Annotated in this window: 18 protein-coding genes; 1 reads left to right on the top strand and 17 read right to left on the bottom strand. The window is 37.6% G+C overall.

Going from position 1 to position 17,583, the window contains the following annotated elements; translation table 11 throughout:
- Window positions 1–416: 416 nt before the first annotated feature.
- Window positions 417–1,202, bottom strand: a complete 786-nt coding sequence (gene nagB / locus ACQZ43_RS07195) for a glucosamine-6-phosphate deaminase (protein WP_430615332.1) — start codon at window positions 1,200–1,202, stop codon at window positions 417–419.
- A gap of 330 nt (window positions 1,203–1,532) precedes the next feature.
- Between nagB and ACQZ43_RS07190 the strand changes: the two genes are divergently transcribed.
- On the top strand, window positions 1,533–1,946 hold the full coding sequence (locus ACQZ43_RS07190) for a helix-turn-helix domain-containing protein (protein WP_430615330.1): 414 nt from the start codon (window positions 1,533–1,535) through the stop codon (window positions 1,944–1,946).
- A 77-nt stretch (window positions 1,947–2,023) separates the two neighbouring features.
- Here the strand turns inward: ACQZ43_RS07190 and ACQZ43_RS07185 are convergent, their stop codons facing one another.
- The 16 genes from ACQZ43_RS07185 to ACQZ43_RS07110 form a co-directional block, all read right to left on the bottom strand.
- Window positions 2,024–2,605, bottom strand: coding sequence for an acetyltransferase (locus ACQZ43_RS07185; RefSeq protein ID WP_430615328.1), 582 nt, complete (start codon window positions 2,603–2,605; stop codon window positions 2,024–2,026).
- A complete protein-coding gene (locus ACQZ43_RS07180) occupies window positions 2,605–3,564 on the bottom strand; it encodes an MraY family glycosyltransferase (protein WP_430615326.1) in 960 nt (319 codons plus the stop codon). The genes ACQZ43_RS07185 and ACQZ43_RS07180 overlap by 1 nt, the downstream gene beginning before the upstream one ends.
- A 57-nt stretch (window positions 3,565–3,621) precedes the next feature.
- Complete coding sequence (locus ACQZ43_RS07175) at window positions 3,622–4,521, bottom strand: NAD-dependent epimerase/dehydratase family protein (protein ID WP_430615324.1); 900 nt, start codon at window positions 4,519–4,521, stop codon at window positions 3,622–3,624.
- Between the two features lie 3 nt (window positions 4,522–4,524).
- A complete protein-coding gene (locus ACQZ43_RS07170) occupies window positions 4,525–5,652 on the bottom strand; it encodes a glycosyltransferase family 4 protein (protein ID WP_430615322.1) in 1,128 nt (375 codons plus the stop codon).
- 423 nt (window positions 5,653–6,075) lie between these two features.
- A complete protein-coding gene (locus ACQZ43_RS07165) occupies window positions 6,076–7,467 on the bottom strand; it encodes a phenylacetate--CoA ligase family protein (protein ID WP_430615320.1) in 1,392 nt (463 codons plus the stop codon).
- Window positions 7,436–8,620, bottom strand: coding sequence for a hypothetical protein (locus ACQZ43_RS07160; protein ID WP_430615318.1), 1,185 nt, complete (start codon window positions 8,618–8,620; stop codon window positions 7,436–7,438). Before ACQZ43_RS07160 ends, ACQZ43_RS07165 begins: the two co-directional genes overlap by 32 nt.
- Window positions 8,613–9,731, bottom strand: a complete 1,119-nt coding sequence (locus tag ACQZ43_RS07155) for a glycosyltransferase (protein WP_430615316.1) — start codon at window positions 9,729–9,731, stop codon at window positions 8,613–8,615. The genes ACQZ43_RS07160 and ACQZ43_RS07155 overlap by 8 nt, the downstream gene beginning before the upstream one ends.
- Window positions 9,732–9,786: 55 nt before the next feature.
- Window positions 9,787–10,911 (bottom strand): ATP-grasp domain-containing protein, encoded by a 1,125-nt coding sequence (locus ACQZ43_RS07150; protein ID WP_430615314.1) that lies wholly within the window; start codon window positions 10,909–10,911, stop codon window positions 9,787–9,789.
- Window positions 10,911–11,393, bottom strand: coding sequence for a hypothetical protein (locus tag ACQZ43_RS07145; protein ID WP_430615312.1), 483 nt, complete (start codon window positions 11,391–11,393; stop codon window positions 10,911–10,913). Before ACQZ43_RS07145 ends, ACQZ43_RS07150 begins: the two co-directional genes overlap by 1 nt.
- Entirely contained in the window at window positions 11,390–12,655 is a 1,266-nt protein-coding gene (locus tag ACQZ43_RS07140; RefSeq protein ID WP_430615310.1) for a flippase, read from the bottom strand. Before ACQZ43_RS07140 ends, ACQZ43_RS07145 begins: the two co-directional genes overlap by 4 nt.
- A 101-nt stretch (window positions 12,656–12,756) precedes the next feature.
- Entirely contained in the window at window positions 12,757–14,076 is a 1,320-nt protein-coding gene (locus tag ACQZ43_RS07135; RefSeq protein WP_430615309.1) for a nucleotide sugar dehydrogenase, read from the bottom strand.
- Between the two features lie 100 nt (window positions 14,077–14,176).
- Window positions 14,177–15,145 (bottom strand): SDR family oxidoreductase, encoded by a 969-nt coding sequence (locus ACQZ43_RS07130; protein ID WP_430615307.1) that lies wholly within the window; start codon window positions 15,143–15,145, stop codon window positions 14,177–14,179.
- Between the two features lie 73 nt (window positions 15,146–15,218).
- Window positions 15,219–15,836, bottom strand: a complete 618-nt coding sequence (locus ACQZ43_RS07125; RefSeq protein WP_430615305.1) for a transporter — start codon at window positions 15,834–15,836, stop codon at window positions 15,219–15,221.
- 146 nt (window positions 15,837–15,982) lie between these two features.
- On the bottom strand, window positions 15,983–16,498 hold the full coding sequence (locus ACQZ43_RS07120) for a hypothetical protein (RefSeq protein WP_430615303.1): 516 nt from the start codon (window positions 16,496–16,498) through the stop codon (window positions 15,983–15,985).
- A gap of 7 nt (window positions 16,499–16,505) precedes the next feature.
- Window positions 16,506–16,940 carry an adenylyltransferase/cytidyltransferase family protein gene (locus tag ACQZ43_RS07115; protein WP_430615630.1) on the bottom strand — a complete coding sequence of 145 codons (435 nt, stop codon included), beginning with the start codon at window positions 16,938–16,940 and terminating at the stop codon, window positions 16,506–16,508.
- A 127-nt stretch (window positions 16,941–17,067) separates the two neighbouring features.
- Entirely contained in the window at window positions 17,068–17,577 is a 510-nt protein-coding gene (locus tag ACQZ43_RS07110) for an ArsR family transcriptional regulator (RefSeq protein WP_430615301.1), read from the bottom strand.
- Window positions 17,578–17,583 lie beyond the last annotated feature (6 nt).

Below are 17,583 nucleotides of genomic sequence, written 5' to 3'. Positions count from 1 at the left end.
CCGCCCTTTCGTTTGTTGACTCGACTTGGATTTCGTTAAAATCGGCGTTTGCCCGACTTTTAATTCCGTAGATTTTGTCTTTTGCAGAAACACTCGCATCCGCGAATCCGCCTTTTTTTTGCGGATTCGTTTATTCGCGGATTCGTTTATTCGCTTTGGATTGCGGTGAATACAATGTGTAGGGGATTTTTAACTCCGAAGGTGTTGTGCGTTGCATGCACTAGTGAATCAGCCTTTTTTTTGCGGATTCGTTTATTTTCTAGATGCGGATTCGTTTATTTGCTTATTCGCGGATTCGCCTTGGATTTCGTTAAAGTCAACGCTCCGTGGTTTTTTAATTCCGTAGATTTTGTCTTTTGTAGAAACTCCCGAATCCGCCTATCAGCGAATCCGCGAATCCTCGAATCAGCCTATCATCAAATCCGCGAATCCACATCCCCCTTCAATTGGGAGGCGGCTTCAATGTCCAAAACGAATTCCACCTGCTTAAACCGCTGCAAATAGGTAGCGGGTACTGCTGCCGACACCGTGCCTTCTAAGGCTTTTTGAACGATCTCCGCCTTGCGTTGTGACAGCGCCAACAAAATGATTTCCCTGGCCTGAGTGATGGTTTTGATACCCATGGTAATCGCCTGACTGGGCACGTGTTCTCTGCCTCCAAAGTCGCCTATGGCGTCGGATATGGTTAGCTCGTTTAAATGCACCAAACGCGTTGTGGATTGCACTAAAGATCCCGGTTCGTTAAAACCGATATGGCCCGTACGTCCAATGCCCAACAACTGCAAATCCAATCCACCAAAGTCCTGAATTTTCTTTTCATAAAGCGCACAGTGTGCTTGTACCGCCTCTAAATTCAACGTTCCGTCAGGGATATGAATGTTTTCCGAAGGCATATCCACCTGGTTAAACAGGTTGACATTCATAAAAGAACGGTAGCTTTGTTCATCAACCGCTTGCATCGGATAATACTCATCCAAGTTAAAAGTCACCACAGTTTTAAAGCTCAATCCCTCATATTGATGCAATCGAATCAGTTCTTTATACACCAATTTAGGCGTCGCTCCTGTAGCCAATCCCAAGATTGTTTTTTGGCCTAATTCGCTCTTCTTTACGATTAAAGAGGCGATGCGCCCCGCCACATAAAGAGATGCTTTTTCACTATTGGGATATACTTTTATAAATTTTTCTTCTTGATTATTCAATGGGTGGGGGTTTAAATAAAACGTGCTTTGACATCATCGCAGCCTTCATTCAAAAATACAAAAAAAAACCCCAAAAAAACAATGTTCTAATAGCAAATAAGGCACATTTAGTATAGTTCTCCTTTTTTTAAAGTCTGGTTAACTTCAACGAACAGCTCGAATCCCTGCCATTCATTCTAACATTTACGCGTACCGTCTCCAAGGATTCGCTAATCTATCTCTCTCTATGGCTGTGTATTTTATTTGAAGCCACCAAGAAAGCTGTTAATCATTTGTATATCTTATTTCAATCCGTTACTTTTGAGTAGTTACAATCCAAATGCAAAACTTATGGAAACAAAAGATTTAAAGCCAAAAAGGCATATCGGACGCAACATTTGTCGCCTTCGTGAAATCAGGGGGATGAAACAAGAAACCTTAGCCGAAATATTGGGTATGAGCCAACAAAAATTGTCCTTAATCGAAAATACCGAAGAATTGGAAGATCAAAAAATCACAGAGATTGCCAAAGCGCTAGAAGTAAACGTGGAAACCATTAAAAGTTATTCAGACGAAAAGGTTTTGAGCATTATCAATAATACTTTTAATAGCAACGACAACGCTACTATCAACGGTGGAGGAGCAACTAATTACTCTCCTAGCTTCAACCCTATTGACAAGGTAGCCGAACTCTACGAACGCTTATTAAAAGCCGAACAGGATAAAGTAGCCTTTTTGGAGCAATTGCTGAATAAGAGGGAGTAATTGGTTTTATAGTATACTACAGCCTTTTTTCGTGGCAAGGCTGTAGATTTGTTGTTATTTTATGGAAACGAAATGAATTACAAGCTGTTGTATTTAATAATTCTGCCCGGATTCCCTACAACGACCGCATAATCGGGTACATTAGTGGTCACAACTGCTCCTGCACCAATAGTAGCCCACTTTCCTATGTGAATCCCTTGGAGTACACATGCTCCGATACCGATATGGGTACCTTCTTTTACCACCACATTTCCCGCTAATGCGACATTGGGTGAAATATGGACATAATCACTTAATTTGCAATCGTGATCAATTGTGGCATTGGCATTGATAATGCAGTGCTTTCCGATTATACATCCTGTTTGGATAACGGCATTTGCCAATACGACAGTACCTTCACCTATAATTACTTCCGAGGCAATTTGAGCGGAAGGATGGATAACCGTCGCGACCGCATGCTTGAGCTCTTTGGCTATTTTTTCTCTAACTGAATTATTCCCTATTGCTATTACAATGGGGCTTTCGGACTCAAAGCTGCTATTATAAGGAAATTCAGCATCGTCAAAATAATGGATTACCGCAGTTGCCTGCTCTTTTAAAATAGCGTCTGCTACTACACGAGCATGTCCTCCTTTTCCGTATATCAGCCAAATTCCCATTAGACAATCTTATATTTATTGATGATGTATTGTTTCAAAAACAGGTAAACTAAACTAAGTCCCAACAATAAAGCAGAACTAAAAATGATTTGAAACACAGCATCTCTTGTACTGAAGACAATTACCGCATACCCCAAAGCAAATTGCAGTACTGCGTAGGTCGCAGCTACAATCAATTTGTTTTGTCCGGCTTCATTGCTCAAAAATTGATATAAATGAGAACGGTGTGCCTTAAATATGTTTTCTCGTTTTAAAGTACGACGAACTATAGTCCAAACCGTATCCATGCCGTATACGGCCAAAAAGAGTATGTAAATGAAGTTTTCTGTTTTCATCAATAGCATGCCCAACAGAAAAATCACAATAAATGCCATGCTCACACTTCCGACGTCTCCCGCAAAACACTTAGCCTTGACCCTGCAATTAAAAAAGGCAAACACTCCAGCTGCGACCATCGTATAATATATTAAAGCGCTGTCGACAAAATGCACCTCGAGATTAACCAGTGCTAAGAGTCCCAATACAGCCAAACTATAAAGGGCCGTAATCCCATTTATCCCATCCATAAAGTTATAAGCATTAATCGTACCTATGGTAACAACCAAACTCAAAAAAACCCATATCATGGATAAATCAAACAAATCCCATTGTTGAAACATCAGCAGTACAGATACCAAATGTATCAACAAGCGAACTTTATTGGAAAGCGTAAACACATCGTCTAAAAAACTGATTACAGTCATTAGCGTCAATCCTAAGAAAAACCAAGGGTATTCAAATCCAGAATAGAGGAAATAGATTAGTACACCGAAGTAAAAAACAATACCGCCTCCTCTTAATGTCACTTGTGTATGCGAACTGCGTTCGTTCGGCTTGTCGATAATGTTAAACTTATTCGCTATTTTAAAATAAAGCAATTCTACTACAAAGAGCAGAATGGCTACTATAAGATATTGCATTTATTTATATTTTACTGCGGTTATAATTTCGAAACCGCTGACTTAAATTCTGTTTCTTTATCTAAACGAGCGAATCGTTTTTTCTAAACCCGCTACTGCGGTATACGGTAAATTTTCTATGGACAAAGCCCGTTTTACCTTAAGATTAGAGACTACATAATTCTCTGTAAGCTTTTTTAAACGCTCTGTATTCAAGGGCAACCTTAACTTGTCACCAACGATTGCAACCGTATTAACAATACGTTTATTAATCGACCAAAGTCGTGGTTTTTTATCAGAATGCTCGGCAATTAAGGCGACCAACTCGTTGGTCGACAAGGGCAAATCATCGGAAAAATTAAACACATCAGAAGTTACCTTTCGGTTTTCCAACAATTGTAAAACTAAGAAATTCAAATTATCAATGCTCAAAAAAGATCTTTTATTCTCAAAGGCTGCTAAAGGCCATGGAATTCCCCTTTGCACAATTTTATATAATAAATTCAAATTACCCTTATTTCCTGGTCCGTGAATCATACACGGTCTTATAATGAACAAACGTTTTCCCTCTGGTAACACCTGTTTTAAAAGGTACTGCTCCGCACGCTGTTTTGACTGTCCATAAGGTGTAAGTGGTTGTGGAATTACCTCTTCCTCTAATACATCATTGACACTGTCTGCAACGGCTTTTACAGAGCTAAAGTAGAAAAAATCTGTAATATCACTATGCACAAAAGCATCAAATAATTGTTGCGTCAACATGGTGTTTACTTTAAAATACGCATCGGAATCCGTTGCACTAGATAAATCATGTGCTTTACCTGCTAAATGGATAATTGCATCAGATTGTAAATCGAGTTTTGACAACCATGCTTTTTCGCGCATTGACAAAGCTGTAATTTGATGCTTATTCGCCGTTAGAAATGCCGCTAAATTTTGTCCAACAAACCCTGTTGCTCCAGTAATCGTTATTTTCATAAACTAAATGATTATAAAACGGTTATAAATATCTAAGTGCTTTTGAATTACGGCTTTTACATCAAATTCTCTTTCTGCCTTTACACGCGATGCCTTACCCATTGTCACGATACTTTCACTGTCATTTACTAATCGTTCAATAGCTTGAGCTAACTCAATTACGGAATAAACCGGCACTTTAAATCCATTTATACCTTCATCCACGCACTCTCTACATCCGACCGCATCTGTAGTGATTATAGCTCTTCCCACAGCGCAAGCTTCTATTAACGTCTTGGGCATTCCCTCTCTATAAGAAGGTAATATAACAATATGAGAATCATTGTAAAGCGAGACCATATCTTGTTGATATCCGACCCATTTCACATAAAAACCATCTTGCCAATCGTTTAAATAACTTGCAGGTACTCCGGCTTTATTGTCTTCATCGGCCATACCTGCCAAAATAAACTGAACGCGATTTTTATAAGTGTCTTTTAAAATTTCAGTAGCTTCTCTTAGTTCTTTTACGCCCTTATCCCATAACATACGGACTGGAAACAGAATCTTCACATGATCAAATGATGGAAACTCGGCTTCTTTAAACTTCACTAAATCCACACCAGACCCCTTTATGCGAACGATTTTATTCCGTTCATTAACCACCCCTAATTCGGTCAGTTCAGCTTGATCATCTGCATTTTGAAAAATAATGGTCAAATTCTCGCGATTAAATCCAAATTTCATCAACTTCAGCATAACCTTTTGAACAGTACCTTGTCGCCCGCTTGTAAAGTTATATCCCAAACCACTTACTGCATTTAAAACCCCTTTTATAACCAAAATCCGCGCAATTATTGATCCGTAAATTACGGGTTTTAAGGTAATATGATGTACGACATCTGGCTTAATAGCCTTATAAAGCTTTCTAAAATCATTTAAGGTCCGCAACTCATTCATCGGATTGGTTCCCGACCTAGAAAACTTAAAATTGATAAAAGTAATTCCATCAATATTAATCTCATTCCCTCGGCCTGTATCTTCAGCAGCTACAAAAACCCGCCATCCCTCTTTTACCGCGGCTTGAGCAATGCATAAACGATGCGATATAAAAAACCAATCTACATTGGCAACCATTAATAAGGTTTTCATAGTTTAATATTTAATTTGATAAAACCCATTTTTCTTTCACAAAACACAATTACAATCCTTATCTATGGATAAAATAGGGATTCATGCAGCTTAATAAACTAAAGAAAATAAAAAAAACGCAAATAAAATCTTATTTATCGTTTTTCAATTTCTTTTGTAAATTCCAATAACTTTCTCTCCTTGCTGTAACGTGTAATTGTATTTATCACCCCTTTGATTTAATATCTTTTAATTTAAACATGAACGACTATTCGTTATCCTATTTCCATTCTTAGAAAGGAATATCTATCATATTTTCCCCTTAACTAGAAACAATAATACTTAAGCCGTGTAAAAATCCTACAACAAATAATTATTCTCTTATTTTTAAAAGTAATTAATATTTTACTTTGCAAACATGTCAACAAACATGAATATGTATTACTAAATAGGAAAATTAATCAAATGTTTAATATTGTTTTTCACAAAGCGATATTTACCACTTTTTTCGACAGGAATTTCATCTACATAAAGCAAATTCAAGTTCATTTTATTTCCTATTCTATCTCTCCAATTATTTATAAACTTTAGTTCTGTTTTTTTTGAATAGACAGCATCATCTACTACAATTAACAAATCAATCGAATCTAAATCATTTTGAATGGCTTGAAAGCGAATAATACCATTTATCTCTTTTAAAGTATTCGAGATATTTCCCAAATTTATTTTCCCGTTTTCTGGAGAATAAATATAGTCATCGATTCTTCCTAGTATTTCTTTTACTAGCGGATTATTATTTCCACAAAGACATGTTTTGTTTTCATCCTCCAAGCTAATTGAGTCACCAATATCATATCGTATTAATGGAGTAGCTTCAGTAGTGAAAGAAGTCACTACCAATCGTCCTGATTGACTATAATGGTTATTATCGTCCAAAACTTCAAAAACACCACTTTGTAGTTCTAAATGTAAATTACCATTTACACATTCAAAGATAAAAGGTGCGCCCTCTGAAGAAGCATATTGGTTATAAATCTTCGTTTTGAAAAAAGTCTCAATAATTATTCTCATTTCATCTGTTATTGTTTCCGCAGTAGGAAAAATTGCCAGAATAGAATTTTCCGGATAATGATACCCGTTACTGATTCCATATTTTGCAATCTCCAAAATTGTAGACGGAAACCCAACAAAATATTTTGGTTTAAAGGTCAGTAAATTCTCAACATAATGTTTTAAATACCCCTCCTTTATATGAAAAGTTGAATAATATCTGACATTGTACTTGTGGTCAGTCTTCCAAAAAACATTTTCCTTAATATCTTTTGTTGTTAATATACTTTTTCCTGAAAACCAAGCCGTTTTTTCTCCAAGTTTATATCCAAAACGCGATCGAAATTCATCCAATATAGCAAAACGTTCTTGACTATTCTCTTTTGTATAAAACACCTCCAGCGACTTTCCAGTAGTTCCACCGGTTTTAGATGAAATTAACTTTTTATCAGTTTTGATCACAATACTTTTGATGTTCTCACGGAGCTGCTCCTTTGTTAAGAGTGGTAAATTCGTGATATTTTGAAGTAATTCTGGTTTACTAGCACCCTGATACAAATCTTTATAATAATCTGAATTTTCAATAACTTGATTAATAAAAGCGCTGTACCTATCCTTTTGATTTGCTTTTAATTCGTCCAAGGTAAGCGTTCTATTTTCTATAGCTCTTTTAAGAAACTCGTTATACCGACCACCGTATCGATCTTTGTAAGCTCTAACATTAAAGACCGAAATAGTAAATTCTTGTAAAAACCTAGGTAATAACCTGTAAATTCTTTCTTTCATTATTATATAAATTTGTTGAAATAATCGCTATCGATAAAATCCAAATCCAAAATTGAATTTGCGCATAAGTATGGGTTCCCATAAAAAGTAATAAAACATAGAATAAAATAGGAATTTTAATATGATGACTGATGAAAAATGACAATATAATAACCATAAAAAAACCGCCTAATATATACCCGTGTTCGATGAAAAGGGCCGAATACGTTGATCCTTTATCTCCTTTAATATCCATATTAGCGTAACCAACCCCAAAGTACTGTTGCAAATCTGTTAACTCAGATAAGACTTCGTTTGTATTACCAATCCGATATTGGTAGGAACCGCTATCTTCAAAATTTATTATTTTTTCAAACAAATAATCTACCTTTATATAATCAAGCCCTATAAAAAAGAAAGCTCCCAAAGTTACAAGACTTGCAAAATACACCTTCTTAGTTAATGCTGTATTTGAATAAATAATAAAATACACAAAAATAAATGCAATTAAATAAACTGTGCCTGAAGCTGAAGCTGAAAGGATTACTGAAAAAAGAACAATAAAATCAATTAAATCAATACGTTTTTTATACAATATATAAGCACTCATTAAAGAAAGTATAAACAAAGAATAGGACGCTGGTTCTGAATACAAACCAGATGACCTAATAGCGCTATCCAAATTGAAGCTTCCTCCTATATTACGAGAAACATTCCCTGTAATAGGCTTTATAAAATCGACATACTGTTTTAATAAAAAGAAAAGTAAAAATTGGATATAGAAAAAAATTGCATGTATATATATAGTATATTTTATTCCTATTATTAACTTTGATACCCTATTTTTAAAATAACCATAAAACAAAATACTAAAAATAATTGCAAAAAAAGTACCAATAATACGAGGTAAGTGAATTTCTACTGCTTTGTTTAAAATCGAAACTAAAAATGATAGTACTATAAAAATAGTGAACAATAAAAAAAAACTTTTTATAGTATTGCCTATATATATATTGTTCTTGCGTTGGTTAACCAAAAATAACAAAATAGCAAAACTTACAAAATCAAATACCCTCAGGTTGTATAAAACAGGGAAATAAAAACTCAATAACGAACCAAAAAAGATTACTAATATTTCTAGGTAATTTTCTTTTATTTCATTTAATTTAATCATTAATCAATATTTTAATTTCCTTATATATCGCCTCGACAGAATAATGTTTTACTCTTTGTAAACTCGCTTTAGCTAGGTTTTCCCTCAATTCTTTATCCGAGAACAGTTTTAATAATGCCTTTGACAGACCAGAAACATCCCCAACATTTATAAGAATCCCATATTTAGCAATAAAATATTCTCCTTTATCTATTTCTACATTATCATTATCATTTAAAATTTCCAAGGGTCCAGAAATACAATTTGTAGCTATTACAGGCAAGCCGCAAGCCATCGCTTCCAAAACAACATTAGGAAAACCCTCTGAATTCGATGATAAAACAAAACAATCTGCCCTTTTTAAATACTTATTCACATCTTTAACAACGCCATAAAACTCAATATTATCGTTTACAACTTCATTTACTAAAGACTTTTTTAACACCCCTTCTCCAAGAAAAAAAGCATTATATTCTATATTGATATCTTTAAGACTATCTATTAAAAGTTTTGGGTTTTTAATTTTCACCAGTTTACCAACCCAAGCAATCGTAAATACTTCATTATATGCCGTTGATGTATATAACTCGCTTGGCACCTCCTTTATCGGATTATAAATTACAAACATAGGACGTATAACTCCAAAATTACTTTTTAAATCATCATTAATATAATGCGAATTAGAAAAAACATAATCTGCTCTATTGTACAATAAAGGAATTAATATTTTGTAAAGCGTGTATCTAAGAATATGAGACTTATATGCTTTAGAAGGAAAACATCTCTCACTTACTATTACTTTTATCTTTTTATTAAGAACTTTAATAATCCCATTTATAAGATTTGGTCTAGTTAAAAATGAAAGACTGACCTCTATTTTGTTCCTTTTTAAAAATCGGCAATACTTGTATAAAATATAAAAAAAAGAAAAAAACCTATTTTTATTATTATCAAAAACTACCAAATTAACTTCCTCAGGAATAGTAAAATACAAATCTCTCTGAAAAATCACCAAATAAACTTTATAATCTTTGACTAACTCCGGTAGCAATAAACTTATAGTTTTTTCAGCCCCCCCTGCACCAAGGTTTAACGTAAAAATACAAATCGACTTCGTTTGGATTAATGACATTTTTATTTATATTTTTATTAACAGTAATACTTTAATTAAAGAAAATTTTGACTCATTATTTTCCTTTCAACAATTCATTTAAAGCAAGCTCTTGAACCCAAAACTTCCCTTTGTTAAAAGTATAATTTCCTTCACTTATCCTTCTATAATAGCCCGGTACATTATTCAACTTCAATTGCGCAGAAGTGTCAATGCCAATGAATATTGAACTTTCAATAATATAATACTTTTGCGTTTTTTGACTGAACAACAAGTCTGTTGCTAAAAAAACAGACTGAAACTTTTCTCTCACTTTAAATGCTAAATCTAATGCTTGTGACGGAATTTCCTTCCTTTCATAATTTCCAGCACCCGATGCTTTAAAATCTCCAGCATTAGGGTATCTATAATATCCAAACAATTTATCACCGACAACCATAATCCTTAAATCAAAAGTCGCATCTTCGATAAATTCTTGAAAAAGTAAATAATTTTTTTGCCGTTGAAACGGAAAATAGGTTTTCGCGCCCTTAAACGAAAAAGATTCATTAATTAATCTAACAGCAGCGTTTTTATCTTTTAATTTAACAACCCCAAATGACGACGAGCCAGTAGCAAGCTTTGAAATAATTGGAAATTTCACTTTATTGACATACGCTATAGCATCTCGCTTACTATGAGTTACAAAAGTAGGGATTTCCGGTAAATTGTAATGTTTATACAAATAATGAGCATTAATCTTATCTTCATAAGACCATATTTCATCAAAACTTGGCAAACACTTTTTCCCCATCAACTTCTCTAATACATATATTTTATTCGTGGCGATATCTTGAGTTGAAGGGTCAGATTCTGTATGCCAAATAACAACATCAAAATCTCGTGCCTTAACTTGCCAATCGTGGGCAAAAATATCGTAATACGCGAATGCTATATTATTGTTTCGCAAAAAACGCTCGTATTTAGGATAATATGCACGTGCTTTGACAAACCCTTCGTATTCATGTCCATCTTTGACAAGTCCCACTTTTAAATTCAAAGAAATAGGTTTTTCTAAATACACGTTCGGCGCTACATCTAAAACTGTGTGGATTTCGTTCAAAGGAATTAAACTTCCGTTTGCCACCCGCTTTTTCGTATAGTACTTCTTTAAGATTGGGATACTAAATACGATATCTTTAATTTGTGTTCTTGATAGCATTAAATTCGATTTTGAAATTCATTGATTCTTTGATTGATGACCTGATCATTTTCTACAAATACACAATGCATTAAACATTCATTTGGTGCTTCTTCCAGTAACATATCAATTGTTGTAGAAACCGCATGGCTTAAACTCTTCGAAATTGTTTTGTAAAAGATTGATGTTGTATGATCTACCACATTATGCGTAATTTCTCGATGCTGAACCGGATGTACCCAACCGTTTATCGTTTGATTCTTCAATTTATCCAAATAGGCCGCATCACCGATTTTACCATCGCAAATAATATCCTTTGAGAGCACTTCCTCGGTAGAAACGACATTTACACCTGTGTCAATATAGTCTTGATCCGAATAGCCAAGTACTTGGCCATATTCATTCTCTACAAAAACTTGCTTTTTATTTTTAAAACCAGAAGGTATTAAACCCCTTCTTCTCTCATTTTTCTTTTGACTTATAGGAAATCCAATTGTTTTCATAATTTTATTTTATTTAATATTCTTTTCTTGTTTTTTGCAAAGATCAATGTTAAGATACCACTAATTCCTCTGCTAATAACTATTGCATAAGCAGCTCCAATATAAGAGTAATTTACAACTAAAAAATAAGATAGAGCCAGTCCTATTAAAGAACTGAACATGACTATATTTCTCAGTATCTTTTCTTGTCCATTTAACACTAAGTAATTCGTTCCATACGCATTCATCATAAAAATAAAAATCGGAGATAATGACATTATTCTAATAACTGTTATCGCAGCGGTAAATTCGTGACTAAAGAAAATGCGAACAATCAAGGGGGCTCCAAGAAACAAACTTATCGAAATGATTAAACTAATTACTAAACTCATCTTTTCGTAAAAGGAATGTTTATCCATACGTCGTGCCAAAAACGGGTAAAAGGTTCGTGATAAAACATTCGTAATTTGTTGACTGATTCCTAAAAATTTATTACCTGCATCAAAAACTCCAGTTGCTCCTTTTCCCCAAAAGTTTTCCAAAAAAATTGTAGACATATTACTATATAAATTTGGCAGAATTAAGGAAATAAACATATTTGTGCTATCCTTGATTGTTCTATAAATATCGCGAAAATTTATTTTTACTAAACCATAACCCTCCTTATAAATGAGAGCGAACGCACCAAGTCCGACTACAAAAAAACCAACACCGTTTATTAGTGGAATGTAAATAAAATCCTCTTCTTTTTTAATAAATACAAAAATAAAAATTGTAAACAAAACCTTTATAACCGTTGAAAGAATAGCACTATACTTCATTTTTTCCAAAGCCTGAAAAAACCATTCTGGATACATTACATAACCGGGAATTAACGTAAAAGTAAACAACAAAATCTTCGCATTATTATTAAATTGGGGGATAAAGTAAATACACAAACAAAGAATCATCAAACTTAAAACCATTAACAAAAAACGCGCATATACAATAGTAGAAAAAACTTTAGAGGTGGCTCTTTTATCTTCTCTTAACCTCGATACATCTCTAATACCCGTATAATTAAAACCATAATCTGTTAAAGTCTGAAAAAAAACGATGACTGCCGAGGCAAAAGCTATCGCACCAAAATTATTCAACCCTATCGTCTTAGCGATATATGGGAGTGTGATTAAAGGCAAAATATAACCTACAATCTGCAATAGAGACAAAGACAAAAAGTTCTCAATGAGCGTCTTAATATCTTTGTTTTGAGTTTTCTTTCTAATTTTCTTTATTAATGACATTATATATTTTATTTCAGCACCTATCGTAAAGCAAGAAAGCTAATTTGTAAGTTATTTACTTCTATTTAAAAAAATGTGTTAATTAGCTAAAATAAACAACATTATAATCGCGCATCAGTACTTTTTAAAACCCCTTTTACATCATACACTACAGAACTTTCTTTAGTAAATTGAGTCAAATCCAATTCTAAAAACTCCTTATGCGCTACGCCTAAAATTACGCCGTCAAATTGTTGTTGTGGCAGTTGATCGGTGCTCACAATACCGTATTCGTGTTTGACCTCTTCCGGGTTTGCCCAAGGGTCAAAGGTAGTTACTTTAATGCTGTAGTCTTCCAAGGCGCGAATCACGTCTACGATTTTGGTGTTTCGCACATCGGGGCAGTTTTCTTTAAAAGTCACGCCTAACATCAGTATCTCAGCACCGTTGACTTTGATGTTTTTTCGGATCAGCGTTTTTACTACTTGAGAAGCCACGTATTCGCCCATGGAGTCGTTTAAGCGGCGACCGGCCAAGATGATTTCGGGATGGTAACCGTGTTCTTGGGCCTTTTGAGCCAGGTAGTAGGGGTCGACACCGATACAATGCCCACCTACTAGACCCGGTTTAAACGGCAAAAAGTTCCATTTGGTTCCGGCTGCTTCCAAAACGGCATGGGTATCAATATTCAACAAATTAAATATTTTGGCCAGTTCGTTGACAAAGGCAATGTTGATATCGCGTTGGGAGTTTTCAATCACCTTAGCCGCTTCGGCTACTTTGATCGTCGGTGCCAAATGCGTACCGGCGATAATTACCGATTTGTACAATTCGTTGACTACTTGCCCAATTTCTGGCGTAGAGCCCGCGGTGACCTTTAAAATTTTTTCTACGGTATGCTCTTTATCGCCTGGATTGATGCGCTCTGGTGAATAGCCCGCAAAGAAATCCACATTGAATTTTAAGCCCGATACGCGCTCCAAAACCGGAATGCACTCCTCTTCCGTTGCTCCGGGATATACCGTGGATTCGTAGATGACGATATCGCCTTTTTTGAGCACTTTACCCACGGTTTCCGACGATTTATACAAAGGCGTTAGGTCGGGGCGGTTGTTTTTGTCTACCGGTGTTGGTACGGTAACCACAAATACGTTGCAGTCGGAGATGTCGCCCAAATCATACGAGCAGTACAAACCCGTTTTTGCCGCTGCTGGGCTGGTTGTGGTGTCTCCGTTTAAATGCGGGTGATCGGCCAATAAAACCGATTGCAGCAGTTCGTCGCTAACCTCCAGCGTACGATCGGTGCCGGAGCGCAATTCTGCCACTCTCGTCTTATTGATGTCAAATCCGATGACGCTAAACTTTGTAGCGAATAAACGCGCTAAGGGCAAGCCTACATATCCCAGGCCGATTACCGCTATTTTGTGTTGTAAATTACTCATTTCTTTACGTATTGAATCGTTTATGTGGAGCCCTTGGGCCTTGTTTCGTTAATAGGTATTCCGCTGTTAATTTAATCGTGCGCCGATGAAAAAAAATCTTTTATTTCAAATGGCTCCAATACCAGCCCACGGCCTCTTTTAGTCCTTGTTTAATCGGATGTGTGGGTTGGTAATCCAACAATTGCTTGGCCTTTTCAATAGACGCTAGCGAATGGGGAATATCGCCTTGTCGGTTGGGACCATATTCCACCGCTACATCGGCAATTGCCGGGTCGAAATCCGACAAAAACTCCTTTAAATAGCCCAGCAATTCATTGAGGGTGGTGCGGTCGCCCACGGCGGTATTATACACCGTATTGATCGCTTCGGGCTTTTGGGTAAGCATGGCGCGTTCGTTCATCTGAACCACATTGTCGATATAGGTAAAATCGCGCGAAAAATCGCCGGTTCCATTGATCAACGGGCTTTGGTGATTCATCAATTGTTTTACAAATAAGGGAATTACCGCGGCATAGGCACCGTTGGGATCCTGACGGCGTCCGAAAACGTTAAAATAACGCAGGCCGATCGTTTCCAAACCGTAGGTTTTACTAAATATCTCGGCATACAATTCGTTGACGAATTTGGTAATGGCATAGGGCGATAGGGGTTTGCCAATTTGATCTTCGACTTTGGGCAAGGCCACCGAATCGCCATAGGTAGACGAGCTGGCCGCGTAGACAAAGCGCTTTACACCGGCATCTCTAGCGGCGACCAACATGTTTAGGAAGCCCGAAACATTGACCTCATTGGTTGTGATGGGGTCTTTTATTGATCGGGGTACCGAGCCCAAAGCCGCTTGGTGCAGCACATAATCGGCTCCAGCGGTTGCGCGATGGCAGTCCGCCATATTTCTAATATCGCCTTCTACCAATTCAAAAAGGGCGTTCTCCATAAATGGCGCCAAATTGTGTCGGTGTCCCGTGGCGAAATTATCCAAAACCACCACCGAATGTCCCTCGTTTAGAAAGTGTTCACATAAATTGGAACCGATAAATCCGGCACCTCCTGTAATTAAAATTTTTGCCATGATGTTTTATATACTGTTCTATTTGTTTAATCGCATTGTAGGTCGCTGTCAAATCGGCCCACTGTCGCAGCTCTTATCTCAGTTTGTATGCGATCCCTAAACTAGCGGCAAAATAATTTCCGGTAGTGCTTTTGCTTAAGGCAGCCGCGCCGGAATAATCCAGGTCTTGGCTAAAATTAAACACATAGGTCGCATCCAGGTGCATACTCCATTGGCTGCCCAGCTGGTATATCGTCATGAGTCCCGCTTGCAGGTTCGGCATTAAATCCGAGCTCGACTGTCGGGCGCTCTTGCCCGTAGACAGTCCCAAACCGGCATGCGCCATAATTTCAAAAGGCTCAGACGACTGCTGCTGTATGGCCTGCATCAACAGCACGGTCATTTCTGCCGTCAGTTTGTGGATGGTCAGCCCCAGCTCGGCATCGTCCTGATGCTCAAAGGCATGGTAGGCATAGGTGCCGCGCAGTCCCCAAATATCGCTCAATTCAAAACGCCCGCCCACATAAAAACTTTGGAAGTTCGCATAATCCTTAGCTTCCATACCCGCAGTAGGGGCTTTGGGAAGCTGATATCCCCAGCCCGCTTCCACGGCGCTTCTCGACCAGAAATCGCCTTGCTGTGCCAATAGCGGTCCGGAGCACAACATCATCAGTCCTAGGCCCAGGCTTAAAAGCCCTTGTAATTTATTCATATTCTCTAGTTTTGCTGTTGGCCGATTGATCGCTATTTCGCTCGGTCAACACTCATAATTTTTTATACACCGATCATCGCTGCCGCGATTGATTGGGGTTTGTACCACGCCTTGCCCTAAGGATTTTTCTAGCAGGGTACTCCTCTCTACGGCCGCAGCGCCGCGCTACCAACGCAAGCCGACCCGTTGTTCTTGTTTAACGCAGCATCCATCAGCATTCCCAATAATTTACTTCCAGCAATCGGGTTCCACGCGTTACAACCGTCCCAATTATAGGTTTGACGGTTTTCTCCGCCATCGATTCGGTATTTTCGATTGTGGGTATGCTGGTCGTTGTTGTAAATCGGCAGGGGGTTTCCGTGAAAAATGTGGGTTTTACAGCCCGGCATCCCGCCTTGCGGAGGGCAACTCGGGCTGTAATATTTAGAACCAAGGCTTATGACCAACGGCATGCCGTCGGTTTCGCCATAGGCATATACAAAGTAGTCTGCATTCGCCTTAGACGTCGAATGGGAAAAATGGGGAATATAGGAGGTGGATTCCGCATCGCTTAAGGCGTGCGAATTGTATAACCCGTACTCAAAATACTGGAACAGTCCTCGTGGCACTGCATGAAATCCGATAAAACCGGCACCGCCGGTACTCAATATCTTTTGATTCATGGTTGCACTAGCCTATTTTGATGATTTTGCTGTTTTCCTTGTCGGCGACTTCCCTTCTGAGGCTGCTGCTCGAAAAGCGGTGATCTCTGCGGTTGTAATACAATTCGATACCCTTTTCCTCGCAGTAACTTCTGCCGGTAAAGTTTTTGTCCTGGTATTCATCGCCGATAATGCGCACGTCGATTTTAAAAGAGCGCAGCACGTCTTCCAAGTCTTGTTCGGTGGCATAGGGCACGATTTCGTCTACAAAACGACAGCCCTTGAGTTGAATATAACGTTCGACCACGCTTTGGGTCGGATGATTTTTTTCGGGACGGTCTAGAGTCGGGTCGGTCTGCAAGCCAACGATCAAATAATCGCATTGGCGCTTGGCCTCTTCGAGCATTTTGATGTGCCCGGCATGCAATAGGTCAAAGGCACTAAAGGTGATTCCTACTTTCATATTTTTTATCATTACGATTCTTTTTTTTGAGCGGTTCTAGCCGCACTTTTTGTTGATACTCCCGGATAAACAGCCGTAGGGAAATTGCCCAAAATGGGATTTTCCCAAGCGTTATCCCACCGTCGAACTAGGCGATACTGTCCAACAGGATCAAGCCCGCCGTTTGCGGCGTTTCGGTTAAGGTCAGGGCCACTTTGCGGTCGATTAATTTCTCTATTTTCTCACTCAACTGCGCCACATACTGGCTGTCGAGTGACTGTCCTACTATAGTGACACAAATGGTGCCAGAATCGCGTCCATTGGCATAATCACCGGTAACCACTACCTGCTGCACCGCTCCCATACGCTCGACCACACTCTCGACCAAGGTATCCAAACCCAAATATTTACGTACAATATCCTGCAAAGATCCAAACAACGGATGGTGGATATTCGCCTTATAACGCACCTTGTTCTGCACGTTTTCCCTGTCTAAATAACCCGCATCGGAAAGGTTGTTTAACTCCTTGCGGATCGCGTTGGTAGATTCGTTAAATTCCGTTGCTAATCCCCTTAAATGCGCTTGGTTGCTGGTGTTGATAAAAAACTTTACCAACAGTCGTAACCGCGTTTTAGAAGTAATAATAGCATCTAGCATGTTTGC

Origin of the sequence: Flavobacterium sp. JP2137, from assembly GCF_050562195.1 — a bacterium.
Taxonomy (GTDB): Bacteria; Bacteroidota; Bacteroidia; order Flavobacteriales; family Flavobacteriaceae; genus Flavobacterium.
This window is presented reverse-complemented; position numbering and strand designations above follow the sequence as displayed.